At 75.1% G+C, this 22,340-nt stretch carries 22 protein-coding genes; 14 read left to right on the top strand and 8 right to left on the bottom strand.

What is annotated here, in order from left to right:
* Positions 1 to 13: 13 nt before the first annotated feature.
* The gene (locus WCD41_RS19670; protein ID WP_337715483.1) at positions 14 to 1,204 is read right to left on the bottom strand and encodes a glycerophosphodiester phosphodiesterase; all 1,191 of its coding nucleotides are present in this window, start codon (positions 1,202 to 1,204) and stop codon (positions 14 to 16) included.
* Positions 1,205 to 1,348: 144 nt separating this feature from the next.
* On the opposite strand from WCD41_RS19670, the gene purD reads away from it, so the two are divergent.
* From purD to WCD41_RS19635, 7 genes are all read left to right on the top strand, one after another.
* A complete protein-coding gene (gene purD, locus WCD41_RS19665) occupies positions 1,349 to 2,617 on the top strand; it encodes a phosphoribosylamine--glycine ligase (protein WP_337715481.1) in 1,269 nt (422 codons plus the stop codon).
* Between the two features lie 50 nt (positions 2,618 to 2,667).
* Positions 2,668 to 2,964, top strand: a complete 297-nt coding sequence (locus WCD41_RS19660) for a hypothetical protein (protein WP_337715480.1) — start codon at positions 2,668 to 2,670, stop codon at positions 2,962 to 2,964.
* Between the two features lie 3 nt (positions 2,965 to 2,967).
* Positions 2,968 to 4,926 carry a transglycosylase SLT domain-containing protein gene (locus WCD41_RS19655; RefSeq protein WP_337715478.1) on the top strand — a complete coding sequence of 653 codons (1,959 nt, stop codon included), beginning with the start codon at positions 2,968 to 2,970 and terminating at the stop codon, positions 4,924 to 4,926.
* A 56-nt stretch (positions 4,927 to 4,982) separates the two neighbouring features.
* A complete protein-coding gene (locus WCD41_RS19650; RefSeq protein ID WP_337715476.1) occupies positions 4,983 to 5,288 on the top strand; it encodes a hypothetical protein in 306 nt (101 codons plus the stop codon).
* Between the two features lie 3 nt (positions 5,289 to 5,291).
* Positions 5,292 to 6,476 (top strand): transglycosylase SLT domain-containing protein, encoded by a 1,185-nt coding sequence (locus tag WCD41_RS19645; protein ID WP_337715474.1) that lies wholly within the window; start codon positions 5,292 to 5,294, stop codon positions 6,474 to 6,476.
* 75 nt (positions 6,477 to 6,551) lie between these two features.
* Positions 6,552 to 7,682, top strand: a complete 1,131-nt coding sequence (locus WCD41_RS19640; protein ID WP_373695171.1) for an aminotransferase class I/II-fold pyridoxal phosphate-dependent enzyme — start codon at positions 6,552 to 6,554, stop codon at positions 7,680 to 7,682.
* Between the two features lie 19 nt (positions 7,683 to 7,701).
* A complete protein-coding gene (locus WCD41_RS19635; RefSeq protein ID WP_337715470.1) occupies positions 7,702 to 8,487 on the top strand; it encodes a potassium channel family protein in 786 nt (261 codons plus the stop codon).
* An 85-nt stretch (positions 8,488 to 8,572) separates the two neighbouring features.
* On the opposite strand, the gene WCD41_RS19630 is transcribed toward WCD41_RS19635, so the two are convergent.
* From WCD41_RS19630 to WCD41_RS19615, 4 genes are read right to left on the bottom strand one after another with little or no spacing between them, the layout of a single operon-like run.
* The gene (locus WCD41_RS19630) at positions 8,573 to 9,541 is read right to left on the bottom strand and encodes a threonine aldolase family protein (RefSeq protein ID WP_373695170.1); all 969 of its coding nucleotides are present in this window, start codon (positions 9,539 to 9,541) and stop codon (positions 8,573 to 8,575) included.
* Positions 9,542 to 9,591: 50 nt separating this feature from the next.
* A complete protein-coding gene (locus tag WCD41_RS19625; RefSeq protein ID WP_337715467.1) occupies positions 9,592 to 10,029 on the bottom strand; it encodes a response regulator in 438 nt (145 codons plus the stop codon).
* Entirely contained in the window at positions 10,026 to 11,690 is a 1,665-nt protein-coding gene (locus WCD41_RS19620; protein WP_337715465.1) for a sensor histidine kinase, read from the bottom strand. Before WCD41_RS19620 ends, WCD41_RS19625 begins: the two co-directional genes overlap by 4 nt.
* Positions 11,687 to 12,895 (bottom strand): PP2C family protein-serine/threonine phosphatase, encoded by a 1,209-nt coding sequence (locus WCD41_RS19615; RefSeq protein ID WP_337715463.1) that lies wholly within the window; start codon positions 12,893 to 12,895, stop codon positions 11,687 to 11,689. The genes WCD41_RS19620 and WCD41_RS19615 overlap by 4 nt, the downstream gene beginning before the upstream one ends.
* 128 nt (positions 12,896 to 13,023) lie before the next feature.
* Here WCD41_RS19615 and purB point away from each other — a divergent pair, with 128 nt between their 5' ends.
* From purB to WCD41_RS19600, 3 genes are all read left to right on the top strand, one after another.
* Complete coding sequence (gene purB, locus WCD41_RS19610) at positions 13,024 to 14,454, top strand: adenylosuccinate lyase (protein WP_337715461.1); 1,431 nt, start codon at positions 13,024 to 13,026, stop codon at positions 14,452 to 14,454.
* A gap of 11 nt (positions 14,455 to 14,465) precedes the next feature.
* Positions 14,466 to 15,365, top strand: coding sequence for a phosphoribosylaminoimidazolesuccinocarboxamide synthase (locus WCD41_RS19605; protein ID WP_337715459.1), 900 nt, complete (start codon positions 14,466 to 14,468; stop codon positions 15,363 to 15,365).
* 93 nt (positions 15,366 to 15,458) lie between these two features.
* Positions 15,459 to 16,133, top strand: a complete 675-nt coding sequence (locus WCD41_RS19600) for a DUF2334 domain-containing protein (RefSeq protein ID WP_337715457.1) — start codon at positions 15,459 to 15,461, stop codon at positions 16,131 to 16,133.
* Between the two features lie 43 nt (positions 16,134 to 16,176).
* Here WCD41_RS19600 and WCD41_RS19595 read toward each other — a convergent pair whose 3' ends face one another.
* On the bottom strand, positions 16,177 to 16,809 hold the full coding sequence (locus WCD41_RS19595) for an MBL fold metallo-hydrolase (RefSeq protein WP_337715456.1): 633 nt from the start codon (positions 16,807 to 16,809) through the stop codon (positions 16,177 to 16,179).
* A 42-nt stretch (positions 16,810 to 16,851) separates the two neighbouring features.
* Here WCD41_RS19595 and purS point away from each other — a divergent pair, with 42 nt between their 5' ends.
* Positions 16,852 to 17,091 carry a phosphoribosylformylglycinamidine synthase subunit PurS gene (purS, locus tag WCD41_RS19590; RefSeq protein ID WP_337715454.1) on the top strand — a complete coding sequence of 80 codons (240 nt, stop codon included), beginning with the start codon at positions 16,852 to 16,854 and terminating at the stop codon, positions 17,089 to 17,091.
* A complete protein-coding gene (gene purQ, locus WCD41_RS19585; protein ID WP_337715452.1) occupies positions 17,088 to 17,768 on the top strand; it encodes a phosphoribosylformylglycinamidine synthase subunit PurQ in 681 nt (226 codons plus the stop codon). The genes purS and purQ overlap by 4 nt, the downstream gene beginning before the upstream one ends.
* Here the strand turns inward: purQ and WCD41_RS19580 are convergent.
* Positions 17,752 to 18,252: a hypothetical protein gene (locus WCD41_RS19580; RefSeq protein WP_337715451.1), complete on the bottom strand. Its 501-nt coding sequence runs from the start codon at positions 18,250 to 18,252 to the stop codon at positions 17,752 to 17,754. The genes purQ and WCD41_RS19580 overlap by 17 nt on opposite strands.
* 311 nt (positions 18,253 to 18,563) lie before the next feature.
* On the opposite strand from WCD41_RS19580, the gene purL reads away from it, so the two are divergent.
* On the top strand, positions 18,564 to 20,840 hold the full coding sequence (gene purL, locus WCD41_RS19575; protein WP_337715449.1) for a phosphoribosylformylglycinamidine synthase subunit PurL: 2,277 nt from the start codon (positions 18,564 to 18,566) through the stop codon (positions 20,838 to 20,840).
* A gap of 307 nt (positions 20,841 to 21,147) precedes the next feature.
* On the opposite strand, the gene WCD41_RS19570 is transcribed toward purL, so the two are convergent.
* Positions 21,148 to 21,858 carry an SGNH/GDSL hydrolase family protein gene (locus tag WCD41_RS19570; protein ID WP_337715447.1) on the bottom strand — a complete coding sequence of 237 codons (711 nt, stop codon included), beginning with the start codon at positions 21,856 to 21,858 and terminating at the stop codon, positions 21,148 to 21,150.
* A 19-nt stretch (positions 21,859 to 21,877) separates the two neighbouring features.
* Between WCD41_RS19570 and WCD41_RS19565 the strand changes: the two genes are divergently transcribed.
* Positions 21,878 to 22,279 (top strand): sterol carrier family protein, encoded by a 402-nt coding sequence (locus WCD41_RS19565; protein WP_337715444.1) that lies wholly within the window; start codon positions 21,878 to 21,880, stop codon positions 22,277 to 22,279.
* The last annotated feature ends 61 nt before the right edge of the window (positions 22,280 to 22,340 follow it).

Genomic DNA, 22,340 nt, shown 5'->3' with positions numbered 1-22,340 from the left:
TCCGGGGGAGGGCTCAGGTGACCGCCGCGAGCGCGGTGTCCGGGTCGTCGCTGAACACGGCGTCGACCCCGACCGCGACGAACTGCTGGTACTCGCCGAACGCGTCGCCGTACGTGTCGGGCGGTGCTGCGGCGCCGCCGCGCCGCCGCTGCAGGGGCAGGAACTCGTTCTCGTTGCGGAACGTGAACGGCATGACGCGCAGGCCCGCGGCGTGGGCGTCCTCGACCAGGCGCGTGGGCGTCCCGCCGGCGTCGTCCGGGCCCAGCGGAACGATCCACTCCTTCGACGGCCCGAGCCAGGTCGCGTAGCCGGCGACGTCGCGCAGCCCCTGCGGCGTGAGCAGCGCGTCGGACGGGCGCGGGTCCCCCGCGGCGACGAGGTCGGCGGGCCGCGTCCCGGCGGCGTCCACCAGCTGCAGCAGCGGGCAGCCGACCTGCCCCTTCAGCGCGCGCAGGTTGGCGGTCTCGAACGACTGGATGATCACGCCGGAGTCGGCGCCGTCCCGGCCGCGCCGGCGCAGGGTGTCCACGAGCGGGGGCTCCACCGGCAGCCCGAGGCTCGCGAAGTACGTCGAGTGCTTGACCTCGGGCAGCACCCCCACCGGGCGGCGCAGCTCGGCGGCGAGGCGGTCGAGCAGGTCGAGGACCTCGTCGAACGTGACCACGGCGTAGCGGCCGTCGTAGAGCGTGTTGTGCGGGCGGGTCTCGGGGATGCGCTCCGTCGCCCGCAGGGTGCGCAGCTCCGCGAGGGTGAAGTCGGTGGTGAACCACCCCGTCGCCGTGGTGCCGTCGATCTCCTTGGTGGTGCGCCGGGACGCGAACCCGGGCTTGCTGGCGACGTCGGTGGTGCCGCCGATCTCGGGTTCGTGGCGCGCGACGAGGACGCCGTCGCGGGTGGGCACGAGGTCGACGTCGACGGCGTCGGCGCCCATGCGGATGGCGAGCTCGTAGGCGGCGAGCGTGTGCTCCGGGCGGTAGCCCGACGCGCCGCGGTGCCCGACGACCATGATCCGGTCCGGCCCGCCGGGCGCGGTGCCCGTGCCGCCGGGGGCCGGGGCCGGGGCGCTGGTGGGCGGGGCCCCGGTGGGCGCGGGCGCCGCGGCGACGATCGGGGTGTCCGCGCACCCGGCGGCCAGGGCCCCGGCGGCGGCGAGCCCGCCCCAGAGGGCGGAGCGACGGGTGAACGAGGGCCCCGGCGTGGTCATCGGGCGCAGTGTTCCGGTGCCCGCGTGACCCCGCCACCCGTCCTCCCCGACGTCGCCGTGAACACGGGGTGTTCCAGCCTGGCGACCACGCTGACGTTGAACGTCAGGAAAGCCCCCATCTCGCGACCCCGTAGCGTGTCGGGCGTGCGCGTCCTGGTCATCGGCTCCGGAGCCCGTGAACACGCCCTGCTCCTCGCCCTCGCCGGCGACCCGCAGGTGACCGCGCTGGCCGCGGCCCCCGGCAACGCGGGCACGGCGACGCTGGCCGAGCACCCCGGGCTCGCCGACCCCACCGACCCGGAGCAGGTGGAGGCGCTCGCGCGGTCCTGGCGCGCCGACCTCGTCGTCGTCGGCCCCGAGGCCCCGCTCGTCGCCGGGGTGGGGGACGCGCTGCGTGCGGCGGGCATCCCGTGCTTCGGCCCGAGCGCCGCCGCCGCGCGGATCGAGGGCTCGAAGGCGTTCGCGAAGGACGTCATGAACGCCGCCGGCGTGCCCACCGCGCGCAGCGAGAGCGTCGACAACCCCGGCGAGCTCGACGCCGCCCTCGCCCGCTTCGAGGCGCCGTGGGTGGTCAAGGACGACGGCCTCGCGGCCGGGAAGGGCGTGCTCGTCACCTCCGACCTCGAGGCCGCCCGCCGCCACGCCGCGGCCGTGCTCGAGGCCGGGCATCCGGTCCTGCTCGAGTCGTTCCTCGACGGTCCCGAGGCGTCGCTGTTCTGCGTCGTCGACGGCACGACCGTGGTCCCGCTCCTCCCGGCGCAGGACTTCAAGCGCCTCGGTGACGACGACGCCGGCCCCAACACCGGCGGGATGGGCGCCTACGCGCCGCTGCCCTGGGCGTCCGCCGGCCTCGTCGACGAGGTCGTCGAGCGGATCGTCACGCCCGTCGTCACCGAGCTCGACGCCCGCGGCACCCCGTTCTCCGGCCTGCTCTACGCCGGGCTCGCGCTGACGTCGTCGGGGCCGCAGGTGATCGAGTTCAACTGCCGCTTCGGCGACCCCGAGACCCAGGTCGTCCTCGCGCTGCTGCGCAGCTCGGCCGCCTCGCTGCTCGCCGCGGCCGCGCACGGGCGCCTCGCCGACGAACCCGCACCGAGCTGGTCGGACGGCGCGGCCGTCACGGTCGTCGTCGCCGCCGAGGGCTATCCCGGTGCCGTGCGGACCGGCGACGTCCTGCGCGGCGCCGACGACCCCGGCGTCCTGCACGCCGGCACGCGCCGCCGCGACGACGGCGCCGTGGTGTCCAGCGGCGGGCGGGTGCTGTCGGTGGTCGGCACGGGGGCCGACCTCGACGCCGCGCGCTCCGACGCCTACGCCCGCCTCGCCGCCGTGCACCTCGCCGGCGGCCACCACCGCACGGACATCGCCCGCGACGCCGCGGCCGGGCGGGTCGCGATGCCCGTGCGCGCCTGATTCCGCGAAAGCGCACCACCGGTTCGAGGTGTCGACCTACCCTCCGGGGCGTGCCCGATCTCGTCCTCGTTCCCGCGGCTCTCGAGCAGGCGCGCACCGGTCTCGCCGCCGAGGCGCGCCGGGTGCCGGCGATGATCGACAGGGTCACGGTGCCCCGCGCCGGGTTCGGTGACCTCGCGTCGGCCGGCGCGATGGTCGCCGCCCTCGAGGAGGTCGTGCGGGCGCTCGACGCCGAGCTCGGTGCGGCCGGTTCCCGCCTCGACGGTGTCGACCGCGCGCTCGACGCCGCCCTCGGCGCGACCCGGGCGGGCGACCGCGACGCGGCGGCGTCGCTCGCCGCGGCGTGACGGATGGCGTTCGACGCCGTCGGCGAGCTCGCCGCCCAGCCCGGTGGCCAGGAGCTCAGTGCCCTGGTCGCCAGGATGCAGCGGGTCGACCCCGAGGCCCTGCACCGCACGGCACGGGGTCTCGCGGCGATGGCGGAGGGCGTCGACGGGTCGATGCGGTCGCTCGGCCGCCACGGCGACGATGTCCGGGCCGCCTGGCAGGGGCGGGGCGCCGACGCGCTGACGGGCTACCTCGACGACGTCGGGAGCGCCGGCAGTCGCACGCTCGACGTCACCGATCGCGTGCGCGCCCGGGTCGACGCGGCCGGCGAGGACCTGGCCGCGCTGCGTCGTGAGGTCGACGTCCAGGTGTCCCGCGCGCTCGACGCGGCCCGCCGCGCCCGTGCGGAGGCGCTCGGCGATCCCGCCCGTGCCCCGTTCGCCGACCAGCTGGCGGCCCGGGCGATGGCCGCACCGACCGAGGCCGCCCGCGTCGCCGTCGTGCGCGCGGAGACGGCGCTCGGGGACGCCGCGACGGTGCTGCGCGAGCTCGCCGGCGAGCTGACGGCGTTCTCGCGCCTGCCGGCCCCCGACGTCGGGGCGGTCGCGCGGCCGGGCGAGAGCGTCGCCACCCGTCCCGCGTTCTCGGACACGGGTGGCGCCGACGGTGCGCGGGGGATCGACCTCTCCGGCGGCACGTCGGGCGACTTCACGGACGTCTCGTCCCTCGACGGTTCGCCGGGGTGCTCCGACGCTGACGATGCCTCGGTGCCGGAATCGTCCGTCGACGACGGGGCGTCGTCGGACGACGGCTCCGGGGACCTGCTCATCGACGACGGGGCGGGGTCGTCGGCGCTCGACGAGTCGTCGTCGGACGACGGGTTCACGGGGACGTCGGCGGACCTGGTCGATGGTGAGGATGCTTCGAATTCCGGAGCATCTGCCGGCGACGACGACTCGTTCACGGGGACGTCGGCGGACCTGGTCGACGACGACGGGTCCGGGTCGTCGTCGGACGACGGGTTCACCGGGACGTCGGCGGACCTGGTCGACGGTGGAGATGCTTCGAATTCCGGAGTATCTGCCGATGACGACGGGTTCACGGGGACCTCGGCGGACCTGGTCGACGGCGACGACGGCGGGTCCGGGTCGGCATCGGACGACGGCTTCACCGGGACGTCGGCGGACCTGGCCGACGGTGACGATGCTTCGAGTTCCGGAGCATCTGCCGACGACGACTCGTTCACCGGGACGTCGGCGGACCTGGTCGACGACGACGACAGCGGGTCCGGGTCGTCGTCGGACGACGGCTTCACGGGGACGTCGGAGGACTTGGTCGACGGTGGAGATGCTTCGAATTCCGGAGCATCAGCCGACGACGACTCGTTCACGGGGACGTCGGCGGACCTGACCGACGCCGACGCCGACGCCGCCTCGGTTTCCGACGCCTCGGACGCGGACGACCCCTCGGACGCGGACGGCCCCTCCGGCGACGACGACTCGCGCGAGGGCGACGCGTCCGACGACAGCGACGCCGAGGAGGGTGCGGTGACCAGCGCATCGACGGACACGAGCGACGCCGGTGACCCCGGGGCCGGGAGCGCGGCGCCGAGCGGCGGCCCGAAGGGTGAGGTCGGGGACTGGATCCGGGAGGCGATGGCGGTCCTGCAGAGCGAGGGCGTGGCCGTCGACAAGATGGACCCCGACGACATCGCGACGATCATCGACCACGAGTCCGGCGGCGACCCCGAAGCGATCAACAACTGGGACTCCAACGCCGACAAGGGCACCCCGTCGCAAGGGCTGATGCAGACGATCGGCCCGACGTTCGACTCCTACAAGCTCGACGGGCACGGCGAGATCACCGACCCGGTCGACAACATCATCGCCGGCGTCCGCTACGCGATCGCGCGGTACGGCTCGGTCTCGGAGGTGCCGGGCGTCGAGGCCGTGGCGCGCGGCGACGCCTACGTCGGCTACTGACGCGGGTTCTCCCGAACGGCACCTACCCCGGGCTCCGCCCGCCTACCGTGCTCCCCGTGGCCGGCATCGACTACGACACCCGCGCGCTGGAAGAGGCGCGCACGGCCGTCGCGGGCGAGTCCGGCCGCATGCCCGGGCTCGCCGACCGGCTCGGGGCCGCGCCACCTCCGGACTTCGGCGCGCTGGACGTCTCCGCGGCGCTCACGGACGCCGTCGCCGCGCTGACGCGGGCGCTGACCGCCGACCTGGAGGCCGCCGGCGCGCGTCTCGGCGACGCCGATCGGGCGCTCGACGCGACGATGCGGCACATGCAGGAGACCGAGCGGGCGGTGTCCGACTCCCTCACGCCGGCGGGGAACTGAGCGGTGCCCGCCGACGTCGAGGGCCAGCTCGCGGCCGAGCCCGCCGCCGCGGAGCTCGCGGCGATCGCGGGTCGGCTGCGCACCGTCGACCCGGCCGCGGTCCGGGCGATGGCCGCGCAGGTCGGGTCGATCGGCGACGGTGTCGGCGGATCGGTCCGGACCGTCGGGAACGGCGCGGCGGCGGTCGACGGGCGCTGGGAGGGTGAGGGCGCTCAGGCGTTCGGCACGTGGGTCGAGGCGTTCCGGACCGCCGGAGAGCGCGACCGGCAGGCGATCACGGACGCCGGGACGGCGCTCGAGCAGGCCGGGACGACGCTGGAGGGCCTGCAGCGGGAGGTCGACCAGCAGGTCTCCCAGGCGCTCGCGCTCGCCGCGGCGGCCCGTCAGCAGGCGGCGGCCACGCCGGACGCCCCGCCCGGTCTCGCCGACGGGATGGCCGGTCACGCGCTGCGGGGGCCCACCGAGGCGGCGCGCGCCGCGGTGGAGCGCGCGGAGGCCGAGCTCACGGGCGTCGCCACCCGACTCCGCGGCCTCGCCGACGGCCTCACCGGGTTCACCACGCTCGCCGGACCCGACGCCGCGACGATGGCCCCGCCGCCCGGGTTCCCGCTCACCTGGCGACCCGTCGAGACGCCGACGGAGACGGATGCGGCGGCGGCACGCGACGGCGAGGGGACGGGCAGGACGACGGGCGCCGGGGCGTCGTCGAGCGCCGACGGGGACGGTGCCGGTGGCAGCGGTACGGGGGCCGGCGGCAGCGGTGCGGGAGCCGGCGGCGGTGGCAGCACGGAGGCCACGCCGCTCCCGGCGGGCACCGGCAAGGCCCCGCCCGGCGAGGTCGGCGACTGGATCCGCGAGGCCATGGCGATCCTGGCGGCCAACGGCGTCCCGCCGGAGAAGATGGACCCGGCCGCCATCGCGACGATCATCGAGCACGAGTCGGGCGGGGACCCTGACGCGATCAACAACTGGGACTCCAACGCCACGAAGGGCACGCCGTCGCAGGGCCTCATGCAGACGATCGGCCCGACCTTCGACGCGCACAAGCTCCCCGGGCACGACGACATCCGGAACCCGATCGACAACATCATCGCCGGGGTCCGGTACGCGATCGAGCGCTACGGCTCGGTGTCCCAGGTGCCGGGGGTGGTGGCCGAGGCCCGCGGCGAGGCCTACGTCGGGTACTAGTGCGAGGGTGGCCGGGTGACGACTCTGGCGCGCCTCGGCCCGGCGGTGCGGGCGACGGTTCCCCCGTTCCACGTGATGGACGTGTGGGCGGCCGCGGGGGAGCGGGCGCGCACCCACGGCGACCTCGTCAATCTCTCCGCGGGCCAGCCATCGACGCCCGCGCCCGCCGACGTCCGCGCCGCCGCCGCCCGAGCGCTGGACGAGCAGATCCTCGGCTACTCGAGCTCGCTCGGCACCGTCGAGCTGCGCGACGCGATCGCCGCGCACCACCGCACCCGCTACGCCGACGACTCGGTGCGCCGGGAGGACGTCGTCGTCACCACCGGGGGGTCCGGCGGCTTCCTGCTCGCCTTCCTCGCGGCGTTCGACGTCGGCGACACCGTGGTGCTCGCCCGACCCGGCTACCCCTGCTACCGCAACATCCTCGCGGCCCTGGGGTGCGAGGTCGTCGAGCTGCCCTGCGGCGAGGAGACGCGGTTCCAGCCGACGGTCGCGATGCTCGACGCGCTGGACCGCCCGCCGAAGGGCCTCGTCGTCGCGAGCCCGGCCAACCCGACCGGCAGCGTCATCGAGCCCGACGAGCTGGCCGCGCTGGCGCGGTGGTGCGAGGAGCACGGCGTCCAGCTGATCAGCGACGAGATCTACCACGGCATCGAGTACGGGTCCGGGGAATCGGCCCCGCCGACCGCCAGCGCCTGGAGCACGTCGCGCGAGGCGATCGTCGTGACGTCGTTCTCGAAGTACTGGTCGATGACGGGCTGGCGCCTCGGCTGGCTGCTCGTGCCGGAGCGCCTGCGCCGGGCCGTCGACGTGATCGCCGGCAACTTCACCGTCTGCCCGCCGGTGCCGCCCCAGTACGCGGCGCTGGACGCGTTCACCCCGGCGTCGCTGGCGGAGGCCGACGGGCACGTCGAGCGCTACGCCCACAACCGCCGCCTGCTGCTCGACGGCCTGCCGGGCCTGGGCCTGACGCGGCTCGCACCCGCCGACGGCGCGTTCTACGTCTACGCCGACGTCGGGCACCTCACCGACGACACCCTGGCGTTCGGGCAGCGCATGCTCGCCGAGACCGGCGTCGCCGTCGCTCCCGGCATCGACTTCGACCCGATCGACGGGCACTCCTGGATCCGCCTGTCGTTCGCCGGCGCCACCGAGGACGTCCGCGCAGGGATCGATCGGCTCGGACGCTGGTTCCCGACGCTCTAGGGACTTACTCTCCGTGTCCATGGAGCCGGACGACGAGGCACGACTGGAGGCCTGGGAACGTCGCACCGACTACCCGCTGACCGGGCTCGCGGTGCTCTACCTCGCGGTCTACGCCGTCCAGGTGCTCGCGACCCGCCCGCCCGAGACGTGGTGGTGGCGGCTCGACGCCCTGCTCTGGGCGGTGTGGGCGATCTTCGTCGTCGACTACGTCATCCGGATCGGGCTCGCGCGGCGCAAGGGGCGGTTCGTCGTCCGCCACCCTCTGGACCTGCTCATCGTCGCGGCGCCGTTCTTCCGGTTCCTGCGCCTGTTGCGGCTCGTCGCGGCGATCTCGGTGCTGGGGCGGGTGCTGCGCGACGACTTCCGCGGCCGGGTCGGCAGCTACCTGATCGTCTCGATCTCCCTGCTCAGCTTCATCGCGGCGCTGGGGGTGTTCGAGGCCGAGCGCGACGCGCCCGAGGCCTCGATCCTGACCTTCGGTGATTCGCTGTGGTGGGTGCTGACGACGATCACGACGGTCGGCTACGGCGACCTGTCCCCGGTGACGACCGAAGGTCGCCTCGTCGCGGCCGGTCTGATGCTCGCGGGGATCGCGGTGCTGGGCACCGTGACCGCCGCGATCGCCACGTGGTTCCTCGAGCAGGTCGGGGCGCGCGACGCGTCCGAGGCCGTCGCGGCGCCGCCCCGCGCCGACCCGGCGGACCTGCGGCACGCGGAGCTCCTGGCGGAACTGCGCGACCTGCGCCGGCGCCTCGACGTCCTGGAATCCGCGCCGGACCGGCCCACGGAGTCCGCGCCCGGTTGATCGAGGCGGATTTCCTGACGTTCAACGTCAGCGTGGCCGCCAGGCTGGAACACCCGGGCGACTACAAGAGGTCAGAGGTCAGAGGTCAGGACGGGGCGGGGAGGGTGGCCGCGCGCTCGAGGACGGCCTCGATGTCGGCGTCGTCGACGTCGCGGTGGGTCACGAACCGCACGCCGGGGCCGAAGGGCACCGCCCGCACGCCGGCGTCGAGCAGCGCCGCGACGAGGGGCGCCGGCGAGGCCGTGGGGACGAGCACGATGTTCGTGTCCGGAGCGATCACTGGCCAGCCGAGCGCCTGCAGACCCTCGGCGAGCCGGGCGGCGCGGGCGTGGTCGCCGCCGAGGTCGCCGGCCTGGTCGAGCGCGACGAGCCCCGCCGCGCCCACCACGCCGCCCTGGCGGATGCCGCCGCCGAGCATCTTGCGCAGCCGCCAGGCCCCGTCGACGAAGGCCGCCGAGCCGGCGACCACCGAGCCCATCGGTGCTCCGAGACCCTTGGACAGGCAGACGCTGACCGTGTCGACGCCCGCGGTCAGCGCCGATACCGGCACCCCGAGCGCGGCGGCGGCGTGCCAGATCCGTGCGCCGTCGAGGTGCACGGCCAGCCCGGCGTCGCGCGCCGCCGCCACCAGCGCGCGGTGCTCGTCGACCGGGGTCACCGCCCCGCCGGCGCCGTTGTGGGTGTTCTCGAGGCACAGCAGCGAGGTGCGCAGCGAGAAGTAGGGCCCCGACGCGCCCGCGATCGCGGTGACCGCCGCCGGGGTCGGCCGCCCGGGACCGGCGTCGTGCGCCAGCGGCGTCGGCAGCCCGCCCGCGAGCCACGCCGAGGTGCCGAGCTCGGCCTCGAGCACGTGGGCGCCCGCCGGGGCGAGGAACCTGTCACCCCGTGTCAGGTGGTGCATCAGGGCGATGGTGTTCGCCATGCACCCCGTCGGCGTCCAGAGCGCGGCCTCGACACCGAGCAGGTCGGCCACGCGGGTCTGCAGCGCGGCGAGTGTCGGGTCGCCGTCGAGGACGTCGTCGCCCACGTCGGCGCCGGCCATGGCCTCCCGCATCGCGGCCGAGGGCCGCGTGACGGTGTCGGAGCGCAGGTCGATCGCAGCCGTCACCGGGGGAGCTTCACCACCGAGACGAAGAAGTCGTCGATCTGGCGGATCACGTCGATGAACCGCTCGAAGTCGACCGGCTTCGCCACGTAGGCGTTCGCGTGCAGGTTGTAGCTGCGCAGGATGTCCTCCTCGGCCTGCGAGGTGGTCAGCACGACGATCGGGATGCTGCGCAGCGACTCGTCGTTCTTGACCTCCTCCAGCACCTCGCGCCCGTCCTTCCGGGGCAGGTTGAGGTCGAGCAGGATCAGCCCGGGCCGGGGGGCGTCGGAGAACTCGCCCTCGCGGCGCAGGAACGACAGAGCCTCGACGCCGTCGGACACCACGTGCAGCTGGTTGCGCAGCTTGTGGTGCTCGAACGCCTCCTGGGTCATGAGGACGTCGCCGGCGTCGTCCTCGACGAGCAGGACGTCGATCTCGGTCAGCGGCTCGGTCACGGGGCGGCCTCCAGGGCGGGTCCGGCGGGTGCGCCGGCCGGGGCGGTCTCGGGCTGGTGTTCGGACTGCTGGGCGGGGAGCGCGATGACGAAGGTGGTGCCGGGCGGCGGGTGCGGGTCGAGCCACATCGCGCCGCCGTGGTGCTCGACGATCTTGCGGCACATCGCCAGCCCGATCCCCGTCCCCGGGTAGGCGTTGCGGGCGTGCAGGCGCTGGAAGATGACGAAGATCCGTTCGGCGTACTCGGGCTCGATCCCGATGCCGTTGTCGCTGAACCGCAGGAGCCAGCGGTCGGACTCCGTGTCCCGCTCGGCGTCCACCCGCAGCCGCGGGGGGTCGTCGCCGCGGAACTTCAGGGAGTTGCCGAGCAGGTTCTGGAACACCGTGGTCAGCAGGGCCGGCGCGCCGATCACGGTCGGCAGCTCCCCGTGCTCGACCGCGCCGCCGCTCTCCTCGAGCGCGCCCGCCACGTTCTCGACGGCCCGGTCGACGAGGCGGTTGAGGTCGACCTCCTCCATCGGGTCGCCCTGGCGCCCCACCCGCGAGAAGGCGAGCAGGTCGTTGATCAGCACCTGCATGCGCTTGGCGCCGTCGGAGGCGAACTCGATGTACTGGTCGGCGCGCTCGTCGAGCTGGCCGGCGTAGCGGCGCTGCAGGAGCTGGCAGAAGCTCGCCACCTTGCGCAGCGGCTCCTGCAGGTCGTGCGACGCGACGTAGGCGAACTGCTCGAGGTCGGAGTTGGACCGGGCGAGCTCGTGGCTGCGGGCGTCGAGCTCCGCGCGGGCCCGCTCGGTGTCGGCCAGCTCGCGGACGATGAGCACGCGCATGGCCTCGACGTCCTCGCCGAGCTCGCTGATCTCGCGGGGTCCGGCGGCGGTCACGCGGTGGTCGAGGTCGCCGTCGACGACCTCCCGCACCTCGCTCGCGAGACGGCGGGTGGGCACCACGACGACGCGGCGCAGCCACAGCAGCAGCCCGGTGATGCCCAGCGCGAGACCGAGCATGGTGACGACGCCGATGACGGCGAGGGTGCGGGCCGCGCTGCCCAGCGCGGCGCGGGCCTCGTCGCGCATCGCCAGCAGACGCGACCGCTGGGTGTCGATGGCGCCGCGGACCTCGTCGAAGGCGGCCTTGCCGACCTCCGGCGACAGACCCGGCGCGCCGCTCCCGACGGCCGCGACGGTCGGGTCGGCGTAGGTGGCCCGCCAGCGGGCGGTCGCCGACTCGACGGCGGCGAGGTCGGCGAGGGCCTCGGGGTGGGCCGCCTCGAGGGCGCGGACCGTCGGGATGAGCCGGGCCTCGTCGGCGCGGCCCTGCTCGTAGGGGAGGAGGAAGTCGGGCGTGCGGGCCAGGGCGTAGCCGCGGACGCCGGTCTCCTGGTTCACGGTGGCCGCGTCGAGCTGCTGGGTGGCGACGAGCGCGGGCCCGATCTGGTCGACGAGCTCGACGCGACGGTCGTCGAGCACCGAGAGCCCGATGCCCCCGATGACGGCGGCGAGCACGAGGAGGACCGCCACGGTCGCGCCGGTCACGACGAGGATCCGGGCCAGCGACCAGCGGGCGAGTCCCTCCCGCACGGTGCGTCGGGGACGCGCCGCCGGTCGGTCGTCCTCCCCGGCGTCCGGGGTCCGCTCGTCGGTGCCGATGGTCGGCGCGCTCACCGGTCGGACACCAGCAGCACCGCCGCCACGTCGTCGGTCCGCGCCGTCGACAGCGCCCGCACCCGTTCCATCACGGCGTCCAGCATCGACGCCGGGTCGTCGCGCCAGGGCGTCGACCCCGCCGTGACCTCCCGCAGCAACGCCTGCAGGCCGTCGGTCCACAGCACCTCGCCGGTCTCCTGACGGCCCTCGATGAGCCCGTCGGTGTAGAGCAGCAGGGCCCACTTGGGCGGGAGCTTGACCTCCAGCGGCGGCCACGTCCGGCCGGCGCCGATCCCGAGCGGCACGCCGAGGGTCTCGGTGGACAGCAGCTGGGTGTCCTCGCCCTCGCCGACGAGCGCGGGCGGCGGGTGGCCCGCGAGCCGCAGGGTCAGGCGCTCCCGGGTCTCGTCGACGGTGGCGGTCGCCAGCGTCGTGAACAGGGTCGGGTGGCTGCGCTCGCTGACGAGCAGCTCGTGCATCGTCGGCAGCACCCGGTCGGGGTCGATGCCCGAGAGGACCAGCGTGCGCCACGCGATGCGCAGGCTCACCCCGAGCGCCGCCTCGTCGGGGCCGTGGCCGCACACGTCGCCGATCACCGCGTGCAGGCGGCCGTCGGAGCTCTCGACGACGTCGTAGAAGTCGCCGCCCAGCAGCGTCTGCTGGGAGCCGGGCTCGTAGCGCGCGAGGATGTGCACGGCCGGGTCGTCGAGCAGAGGCGTCGGCAGCAGCCCGCGCTCGAGCCGGGCGTTCTCGTCGGCGCGCAGCTGGGCGTCGCGCAGCTCCCGGCGCACCGAGTCGCCGCGGCGGCGCTCGACGGCGTAGCGCACCGCGCGCGCCAGCGTCGGGCCGTCGACGGCGTCCTTGACCAGGTAGTCCTGGGCGCCCACCCCCACCGCGTCGGCGCCGAGCGCCTCGTCGCGGCGCCCGGTGAGCACCAGCACCGCCGGGCCGTCGACGGTCAGCAGGCGGCGCAGGCCCTCGAAGCCGTGGGCGTCGGGGAGCGCGAGGTCGAGCAGCACGCAGTCGACCGGGACGCCGGAGCCGGCGCCGTCGAGCCCCCCGTCCAGCAGCGTCTCGGCCTCGGCGAGCGAGGTGGCCCGCGCGATGTCCACGGTGAGGTCGGCGTCGGAGAAGTGCTCCGTGACGAGCAGGGCGTCGGCGTCGTCGTCCTCGACGAGCAGGACCCGCAGGGACGCGGACGCGTCCGGATCCACCGGCTCCATCCGACCCCCCTCCCTGCGCTCGAGCTGCTCCCGACCTGCTCACGGGTGCCTCGACCGTAGTAGGCCCGGGTAGTCGGACCGGGTGCGGCCGACGCCGTGTGCGCCGACCGGGCCGTAGGCTCGGCCGAGTGAGTGCCCCGACGGTCCCGAACGTGCTCGCCGCCCGGTACGCGTCCCCCGAGCTGACCGCGCTCTGGTCGCCCGAGCGCAAGATCATCTCGGAGCGGGAGCTGTGGATCGCGGTGCTCACGGCGCAGCGGGAGCTCGGGGTCGACGTGCCGGACGGTGTGCTGGAGGACTACCGCGCCGTCGTGGACCGTGTCGACCTCGCGTCGATCGCGGCACGCGAGCGGGTGACCCGCCACGACGTCAAGGCGCGCATCGAGGAGTTCGACGAGCTCGCCGGGCACCAGCACGCCCACAAGGGCATGACGAGCCGCGACCTCACCGAGAACGTCGAGCAGCTGCAGGTCCGTGACTCGCTGCGCCTCGTCGCGGACAAGACCGTCGCGGTGCTCGCGCGCCTGGCCCGCCGTGCGGGGGAGCACGCCGAGCTCGTCATGGCCGGGCGCAGCCACAACGTCGCCGCGCAGGCGACGACGCTGGGCAAGCGCTTCGCGAGCGCCGCCGACGAGACGCTCGTCGCGTACCGGCGCGTCACGGAGCTGATCGGGCGCTACCCGCTGCGCGGGATCAAGGGCCCGGTCGGCACCGCGCAGGACATGCTCGGGCTGCTCGGCGGCGACGCCGGGAAGCTGGCGGAGCTCGAGCGCCGGGTGGCCGCGCACCTGGGCTTCACCGAGGTCCTCACCAGCGTCGGCCAGGTGTACCCGCGCTCGCTCGACCAGGACGTGCTCACCGCCCTGGTCCAGCTCGCCGCCGGCCCGTCCTCGCTCGCGACCACGATCCGTCTGATGGCGGGCCAGGAGCTCGTCACCGAGGGCTTCCGAGCGGGGCAGGTCGGCTCGTCGGCGATGCCGCACAAGATGAACACCCGCTCCTGCGAACGCGTCAACGGCCTCGCGGTGGTGCTGCGCGGCAACGCGGCGATGGTCGGCGAGCTCGCGGGCGGGCAGTGGAACGAGGGCGACGTCTCCGACTCCGTCGTGCGCCGCGTGGCCCTGCCCGACGCGTTCTTCGCGATCGACGGGCTGCTCGAGACGATCCTCACCGTCCTCGACGAGTTCGGTGCCTACCCGGCGGTGATCGCCCGCGAGCTGGACCGCTACCTGCCGTTCCTCGCGACCACGGCCGTGCTCATGGCGGCCGTGCGCGCCGGGGTGGGCCGCGAGACCGGGCACGAGATCATCTCCGAGCACGCCCGGTCGGTCGCGCTCGACATGCGCGAGAAGGGCACCGAGGGCAACGACCTGCTCGCCCGTCTCGGCGCCGACGCCCGGCTCGGGCTCTCGGCGGCGGACCTCGACGCCGCCGTGGGCGACCCGCGCGCGTTCGTCGGCGCCGCCGACGCTCAGATCGCCGAGGTCGTCCGGCGGATCGAGGAGATCGTCGCCGCCCGCCCTGATGCGGCGACGTACGCGCCCGCCCCGATCCTCTAGCCTGCGCGACCGTGGTCGCGTTGAGCTCCTACCGGCACCTGGCCTCCGGCAAGGTCCGGGACCTCTACGAGGTCGACGACGAGACGTTGCTGCTCGTCGCGTCCGACCGGATCTCGGCGTTCGACCACGTGCTGTCGACGCCGATCCCGGACAAGGGCCGGGTGCTGACGGCGATGAGCGTGTTCTGGTTCGAGCTCCTCGGGGGCACGGACGTCGCCGCGCCCCCGGTGGCGCACCACCTGATCGCCGCGCGGGACGAGCGCATCCCCGAGGAGGTCCGCGGCCGGGCGCTGCTCGTGCGCCGGCTCGAGATGGTGCCCGTGGAGTGCGTGGCCCGGGGCTACCTCGCGGGCTCCGGCACCGCCGACTACCGCCGCGACGGCACGGTCTGCGGCGTCCCGCTGCCCGACGGGCTCACCGAGGCGAGCATGCTCCCGTCGCCGATCTTCACGCCGGCCACCAAGGCCGCGCAGGGCGAGCACGACGAGAACGTCAGCTTCGAGGCCGTCGCCGCCACCGTCGGGCCCGAGCTCGCCGGCGCGCTACGCGACCAGACGCTCGCGATCTACGCCCGCGGCGCGGCCTACGCCGCCTCGCGGGGCCTGATCCTCGCCGACACCAAGCTGGAGTTCGGGCTCTCGGCCGAGGGCACGCCGGTGCTCGGCGACGAGGTGCTCACACCGGACTCGTCGCGGTTCTGGCCCGCCGAGGGCTACGAGCCGGGGCACGTGCAGCCGAGCTTCGACAAGCAGTACGTCCGGGAGTGGCTCACGTCGCCCGCGTCCGGGTGGGACCGCCACTCGGGCGAGGCACCGCCGCCGCTGCCCGACGAGGTGATCGCCGCCACGCGCGAGCGGTACATCGAGGCCTACACGCGCCTGACCGGCCGGGAGTGGCCGCCCGCGGTGTGAGCCTGACCTGGGCGTTCGACCGTCGCCGATCCGAGCCGCGGTGTTCACCCCCCGGACGCGCGGGCGGCATCTCCGGCTGGCCTCATGGGGGACGTGACTGAGCGTCTCCTCGTGTCGGTGCCGGGTCTCGAGCCCGGCGCGCCCCTGGCCGCCGCCGTCGCGCTCGCGGACGCCCTCGACGCCCGCCGCGTCCCGGCGACCTGGCTCGTCGGCCCGCGCCCCCACCCCGAGGTCGCGTCCTGGGCCACCGCCCGCCGCCGGGTCGGCGACGTCGTGCTGCTCCACGGCACCCGCCCGGCGCCGGAGTCCGGCCGCCCCTACCGGCGCCTGCCCGCCCACGAGGCCGGGCTGCGCCTCACCGCCGCGCTGCGCTCGCGCGACGCCCTCGGTCTCGCGGTCGACGGGTTCGCCGCGCCGGGGTGGTCCGCCTCGCCCGGCACGCGCGCCGCGCTCGCGGCCGCGGACCTCGGGCTGCTGCTCGACGACGCGGGCGTCCACCGCCTCGGCGCGGACGGCGCACTCGTCACCTCGTGGCGCGGTCCCGTCGCCGGTGACGAGCCGCGGCGTCCCGCGCGCCGTCGCGCCGAGCGGGCCCTCGTGCACCTCGCGCTGCCCCTGACCGTCCCGCTCGCGTCCGCCGGGGCGCTCGTCGACGAGGCCCTCGCCGGGGGAGCCACGCCGCTCGGGGCGGGCGAGCTGGTGCCGCGCCGGGGCCCGCGCCGTCCCCGCACCACCGGCGACCCCGAGCACTGGTCGATCACCGCGTAGTGCCGTCGTGAGCACTTTCCGGGCCTCGGGCACCGGGAAGTGCTCACGTGGCGAGGGCGACCCCGCGGGGGGCGATCCGGACCTCGGTGCCTCGCGGGGCGAGGGTCTCGAACATCCCGTAGTGCAGGTCCGGGTTCGCCAGCACGGCCTCGTGGATCGGCACGGCCAGCGGCGGGGCGACCGCGCGCAGGTAGTCCACGGCCTCGGCGACCTTGAGCCACGGCGCCGCGGTCGGGAGCAGGAGCACGTCCGGCGTGCGCTCCGGGACGGTGAACGCGTCGCCGGGGTGCAGGACGGTGCCGCCGAGCAGGTAGCCGTTGTTGGTGATCTGCGGGAGGTCCGGGTGGATCACGGCGTGCGCACCGCCGACGACCTCGACGATGGTCCCGCCGACGGTGAACTTCTCGCCGGGTTCGCGGACGGTGTGGGCGATGTCCCGCTCGCCGACCACCTCCGCCGTGCCCGCGTCGACGATCAGCTCCGCGCCCGGGTTCTGGGCGAGCAGCGCGGGCAGCTTGTCCACGTCGAGATGGTCGAAGTGCTGGTGGGTGACCAGCACGGCGTCGAGCCCCTCGAGGGTCTCGTAGCCCTCCGAGAAGGCGCCGGGGTCGATGAGGATGCGGGCCGAACCGGTGTCGGCGACGACACAGGAGTGGCCGAGGTGCACGAGTTCCACGCCACCCGTGTTCCCCCGTCGGGCCCCGGTAACCTGGACGGCGTGGCTCGCGTGATCGTCGACGTCCTCCCGAAGGCCGAGATCCTCGACCCCCAGGGCCAGGCCGTGGCCCGTGCGATGGGTCGTCTGGGGGTCGGCGGCGTCGCGGACGTGCGTCAGGGCAAGCACTTCGAGCTCGAGGTCGACGACACCGTCGACGACGCCGCGCTCGAGCACATCGCCGGCACGTTGCTGGCCAACCCGGTGATCGAGGAGTGGGTCGTGCGGAGGGTGTCCTCGTGACGCGGATCGGGGTCATCACCTTCCCCGGCACGCTCGACGACGTCGACGCCGCCCGGGCGGTGCGCTACGCCGGCGGCGAGGCCGTGGGTCTCTGGCACGACGACGCCGACCTGCGCGGGGTCGACGCGGTGATCGTGCCCGGCGGGTTCTCCTACGGCGACTACCTGCGCGCCGGCGCGATCGCGGCCCGCTCGCCGGTGATGGGCCCGGTGGTCGAGGCCGGGCGCGCGGGGATGCCCGTGCTGGGCATCTGCAACGGGTTCCAGATCCTCTGCGAGGCGGGGCTGCTGCCCGGCGCGATGGTGCGCAACCACGGCCTGCGGTTCGTGTGCCGCGAGGTCGGGCTGCGGGTGGAGGCCGACACGGCGTGGACCTCCGGGTTCACGGTCGGCCAGGAGATCACCGTGCCGCTGAAGTCGGGCGAGGGCCGCTACGTCGCCGACGCCGCGACCCTCGACGCGCTCGAGGCCGAGGGCCGCGTGGTGTTCCGCTACACCGAGCCCGCCCCCAACGGCGCGCTGCGCGACATCGCCGGCATCAGCTCGGCCGACGGCCGCGTGATCGGCCTCATGCCGCACCCCGAGCACGCGATCGACGCCCTCACGGGCCCGGGCACCGACGGCCTGGGGCTGTTCACGTCCGTGCTGCAGAGGATCACGGCTACGGCAACAGCGTGACGCGCAGCTCCCACAGGTCGGCGTAGACGAGGAGCATCCGCCCGCCGAGGTGCAGCACCAGACCGCGCATCTCGTCGGGGCGCTCGACGTGGGTGAGCAGGCGCGAGACGTCCTCGACCGGCTCGCCCACGACCTCGTCGAACGGCTCCTCGCCCGAGACGTCCCGGCCACCGGGCTCGGTGGGCTGCGCGGCGGGCAGCAGGGGCACCACCGTGTCGCCCCCCGCGCCGGGCGCGACGGCCAGGACGACCGCGCCGCCGGCGCCGTCGTCGACGAGGAACTCGAGCATCCCGGCGGTGTCGTCGACGTGGGGGCGGACGCTCTCGGGGACCCGGCCGGCGAGCTCGAGGTCGTGCCGGCGCACGCCGAGGAGCGCACGGTCGAGGACGAGGTGGAGCCGGGCGAGGGCGTCGCCGGCTCCCGGCGAGCCGGCCGTGTCACCGGAGGCCGGGCCGGTCGCCGAGGAGACGGAGGCGGTGGTCATGGCTCCATGATGTATCGAGGGTCCGACACCCCCGGGATTTCGCGACACGCCTTCACCGTGTCGCGGCGAAACGACCGTGACGGCCCATGAGCGGCCATCCGATCGAGCGAACGGTCCATTCGGTTGAAGCGTGTGATGGTGCGCACGGTGGGCGTGTGGCGGACGTCGGTCAGCGGAAACGGTGACGGGGGCCATATCGGGTTTGTCGACCGTACGTCGTGGGTAACGACGCGTTCACCGTGCGCAGCCTCGTGAGCGGCGCTGCTCACGGCCCCGCCGGCCCGTCACCCGTGGCGCCTACCCTCGTCGACGTGACCGTCTCCCCGCCCGTCGACACGGTCGACCAGGCATCCGTCACCCCCGACGAACCCCAGCCGCACGCCGCTCTGGGCCTGCGCGACGAGGAGTACGCCCGCATCCGGGACATCCTCGGCCGGCGCCCCACCGAGGCCGAGCTCGCCATGTACTCGGTGATGTGGTCGGAGCACTGCTCCTACAAGTCCTCGAAGGTCCACCTGCGGCGCTTCGGGGAGACGACCACCGAGGCCATGCGCGCACGTCTGCTCGCCGGCATCGGCGAGAACGCGGGCGTGGTCGACGTCGGCGACGGCTGGGCGGTCACCTTCAAGATCGAGTCGCACAACCACCCGTCGTACGTCGAGCCCCACCAGGGCGCGGCCACCGGCGTCGGCGGGATCGTGCGCGACATCATGGCCATGGGCGCCCGCCCCGTCGCGGTGATGGACGGGCTGCGGGTCGGGCCGCTCGACGCCCCGGACACCGCGCGCGTGCTGCCCGGCGTCGTGTCCGGCGTCGGCTTCTACGGTAACTGCCTGGGCCTGCCCAACATCGGCGGCGAGGTCGTCTTCGATCCCAGCTACGTCGGCAACCCCCTGGTCAACGCCCTGTGCGTCGGCGTCCTGCGGCACGAGGACCTGCACCTGGCGTTCGCGTCGGGCACCGGCAACAAGATCGTGCTCTTCGGCGCCCGGACGGGTCTCGACGGCATCGGTGGGGTGTCGGTGCTGGCGTCGGAGACGTTCGCCGAGGACACCGGAAGGAAGAAGCTGCCCAGCGTCCAGGTCGGCGACCCGTTCGCCGAGAAGGTGCTGATCGAGTGCTGCCTCGAGCTCTTCGGCGGCGGCCTCGTCGTCGGCATCCAGGACCTCGGCGGGGCCGGGCTGTCGTGCGCGACGAGCGAGCTCGCGAGCGCCGGCGACGGCGGCATGCACGTCGACCTCGACGCCGTCCCGCTGCGCGCCGCCGACATGACCGCCGCCGAGATCCTCTCCAGCGAGTCGCAGGAGCGGATGTGCGCGGTGGTGACCCCCGAGAACGTCGACGCGTTCATGGCGGTGTGTCGGCGCTGGGACGTCACGGCGACCGTCATCGGTGAGGTCACCGACGGCGACCGGCTGCGGATCACCCACCACGGCGGGACCGTCGTCGACGTCCCGCCGCGCACGGTCGCGCACGACGGCCCGGTCTACGAGCGGCCGTACGCCCGCCCGGCGTGGCAGGACGCGCTGCAGGCGGACTCGGTGGCGGGACGTCCGCTGCCGTCGTCGCCGGACGAGGTGGCCGCGCAGATCCGCACCCTCGTCGCCTCGCCCGCGCTCGCGTCGCGGACGTGGGTCACCGAGCAGTACGACCGCTACGTCCGCGGCAACACCACCGCGGCCACCCCCGCCGACGCCGGGATCGTGCGCGTCGACGAGGCGAGCGGGCGCGGCGTCGCGGTGTCGATCGACGCCAACGCCCGCTTCTGCCAGCTCGACCCCCGGACCGGCGCGCAGCTGGCCCTCGCCGAGTCCGTCCGCAACGTCGCGTCGTCGGGCGCCGTGCCCGTCGCCGTCACCGACTGCCTGAACTTCGGCTCGCCCGAGGACCCGGCGGTGATGTGGCAGTTCGCCGAGGCCGTCGCGGGCCTCGCCGACGCCTGCGCGGCGCTGGGGCTGCCCGTGACCGGCGGCAACGTCAGCTTCTACAACCAGACCGGCACCGCGGCGATCCTGCCGACGCCCGTGGTCGGCGTGCTCGGGATCCTCGAGGACGTGGCCCGGGCCGTGCCCCACGGCCTCGGCGAGCCGGGGGACGCCGTGTGGCTGCTCGGCGAGACCCGCGACGAGCTCGACGGCTCGGCGTGGGCCGGGGTCGTGCACGACCACCTCGGCGGGCTCCCGCCCCGCGTCGACCTCGCCGCCGAGGCCCGCCTCGCCGCGCTCGTCGCCGGGGCGGCCGTCGACGGGCTCCTCTCGGGCTCCCACGACCTCTCCGACGGCGGCCTGGCCCAGGCGCTCGTCGAGGCGGCGCTCGCCACCCGCCGGGGCGCGACGGTCACCCTGCCCCCGGCGCCGGGCCTTGCGGCCGCCACCGTGCTCTTCTCCGAGACCGGGGCACGGATGCTCGTCACCGTCGCCCCGGGCGACGAGGCCGAGCTCGCCCGCCGGTGCGCCGAGGCGGGGCAGCCGGCCGCCCGGCTCGGCGAGGTCGGCGGGGACGTGCTGCGGATCGAGGGCGTCGACGACCTCCCCCTCGCCGAGCTGCGCGCGCTCAGCGGGGCCACCCTGCCCGCCGTGCTGGGCTGACCCTCGCTCGCGCCCGTTGTCGCAACGAGCGCGCTGTTCGCTGCTTCTACGCGCGCAAAGTCCGCGTTGATCACGAGAGGCGAGGTCCGACGGTCACGCGAGCGGCACGTCGCGCATGATCATCGGGGTCGCGAGCCTGCGGAACGTGCCGTTCGCGATGCCGACGTCCCGTGGCCCGAGATCAGGAGCGCGCCACGCACCTCGAGGTGCCGGGCGGGGTGCACTGCGCTCTCCTGATCTCCGCGCGGTGTCGCTGCCCCGTCGCCGTGGCATCTCCGCGCTTTCGTGTGCGTGGAGATACGGACACTCAACGTCTGTGGAGCCACTCCGCTGACACGGGCAGGGCGGCGACGAACGCGCGGCCGTAGCGGGCGTAGCCGCGGCCGCTGGGGTGGGCGAGGTCCGGCCCGACCTCCCAGAGCCGCATCCGGTGCGTCGCGGCCTCGAGCGCGACGGGCCGCAGGCCGGGGTGGGCGGCGATCACCTCGCGCGCCACGGCCGCCAGGCGGATCGCGTGCCGTTGCGGCGCCCCGCGCTGCAGGTCGGGGACGTCCGCGACGAGCGCGCCGGCCGGCAGCGCCGCGCAGACGGCGTCGAGGTCGCGGCGGAAGTCCTCGGGCGCGACGGCCTGCGCGGCGTCGTTGGTCCCGACGGCGAGGGCGACGACGGTCGCCCCGGCGGGCACGGCGGGCAGCTGCTCGGCGAGCACGTCGGCGACCGTCGCCCCGACGACGCCGAGGTTGACGACGCGCACGCGCGCCCCCGAGCGGGCCTCGAGCGCGTCGGCGAGCCGCCCCACCCACGACCGTTCCGGGTGCACCGCGCCCATGCCCTGGGCGAGCGAGTCGCCGAGCGCCACGAGCAGCACGTCGCCGGGGCTGCGCCGGCGGCGGCGCCAGTAGGCGGCGTGGTCGGGCTCCATCGTCGTCGCGAGCCACAGCCGCCGGGCCGCGACGGCGAGCAGACCCAGCAGACCCAGCAGCAGACCGGTCAGGACGAGCGGGCGGAGGCGCGGCACGCGGATATCCTCGACCACCGTGCCCCGCCGAGCCCCCGACCCCGCGCAGGTGCGCGAGGAGCTGCTCGCGGTCGCGCCCTGGGTCCGGGATCCCGACGCCCACGAGCGCCCGCCGCGCCCCGCCCTCGCGGCGGCCGTCCGCTCGTCCCTGCGCACCCTCGAGCACGCGGCCCCGGGTCACTCGGTCGAGGTCCGCGTCCCGCCGTTCGGCGCGGTCCAGTGCGTCGAGGGGCCGCGTCACACCCGGGGGACGCCGCCGAACGTCGTCGAGACCGACGCGGCCACCTGGCTCGCCCTGGCGCTCGGGCTGCTCACCTGGGACGCGGCGGCCGACCGGGTGTCGGCGTCGGGGCACCGGGCCGGGGAGATCGCCCGATGGCTCCCGGTGGTGGACGTGCACCGAACGTGTGAGAAGCGCTGAGCCGACCTGGTTGCGCCCGTACGATGGCCGTCACCGGACCGTGACGGACCGGACGATCCCG

The organism is Actinomycetospora aeridis (assembly GCF_037400275.1).
GTDB classification, from domain to species: domain Bacteria; phylum Actinomycetota; class Actinomycetes; order Mycobacteriales; family Pseudonocardiaceae; genus Actinomycetospora; species Actinomycetospora aeridis.
The sequence above is the reverse complement of the archived record's forward strand: the minus strand, read 5'-3'. Positions and strand labels throughout refer to the sequence as shown.

What these genes read in the sequence shown, in the direction of transcription:
- WCD41_RS19615 (WP_337715463.1), bottom strand. Translation starts at nt 12,895, where the DNA reads ATGGAGCCGGTGGATCCGGACGCGTCCGCGTCCCTGCGGGTCCTGCTC.
- WCD41_RS19655 (WP_337715478.1), top strand. Translation starts at nt 2,968, where the DNA reads ATGGCGTTCGACGCCGTCGGCGAGCTCGCCGCCCAGCCCGGTGGCCAG.
- WCD41_RS19635 (WP_337715470.1), top strand. Translation starts at nt 7,702, where the DNA reads ATGGAGCCGGACGACGAGGCACGACTGGAGGCCTGGGAACGTCGCACC.
- WCD41_RS19630 (WP_373695170.1), bottom strand. Translation starts at nt 9,541, where the DNA reads ATGCGGGAGGCCATGGCCGGCGCCGACGTGGGCGACGACGTCCTCGAC.
- WCD41_RS19670 (WP_337715483.1), bottom strand. Translation starts at nt 1,204, where the DNA reads ATGACCACGCCGGGGCCCTCGTTCACCCGTCGCTCCGCCCTCTGGGGC.
- WCD41_RS19640 (WP_373695171.1), top strand. Translation starts at nt 6,552, where the DNA reads ATGGACGTGTGGGCGGCCGCGGGGGAGCGGGCGCGCACCCACGGCGAC.
- WCD41_RS19580 (WP_337715451.1), bottom strand. Translation starts at nt 18,252, where the DNA reads ATGACCACCGCCTCCGTCTCCTCGGCGACCGGCCCGGCCTCCGGTGAC.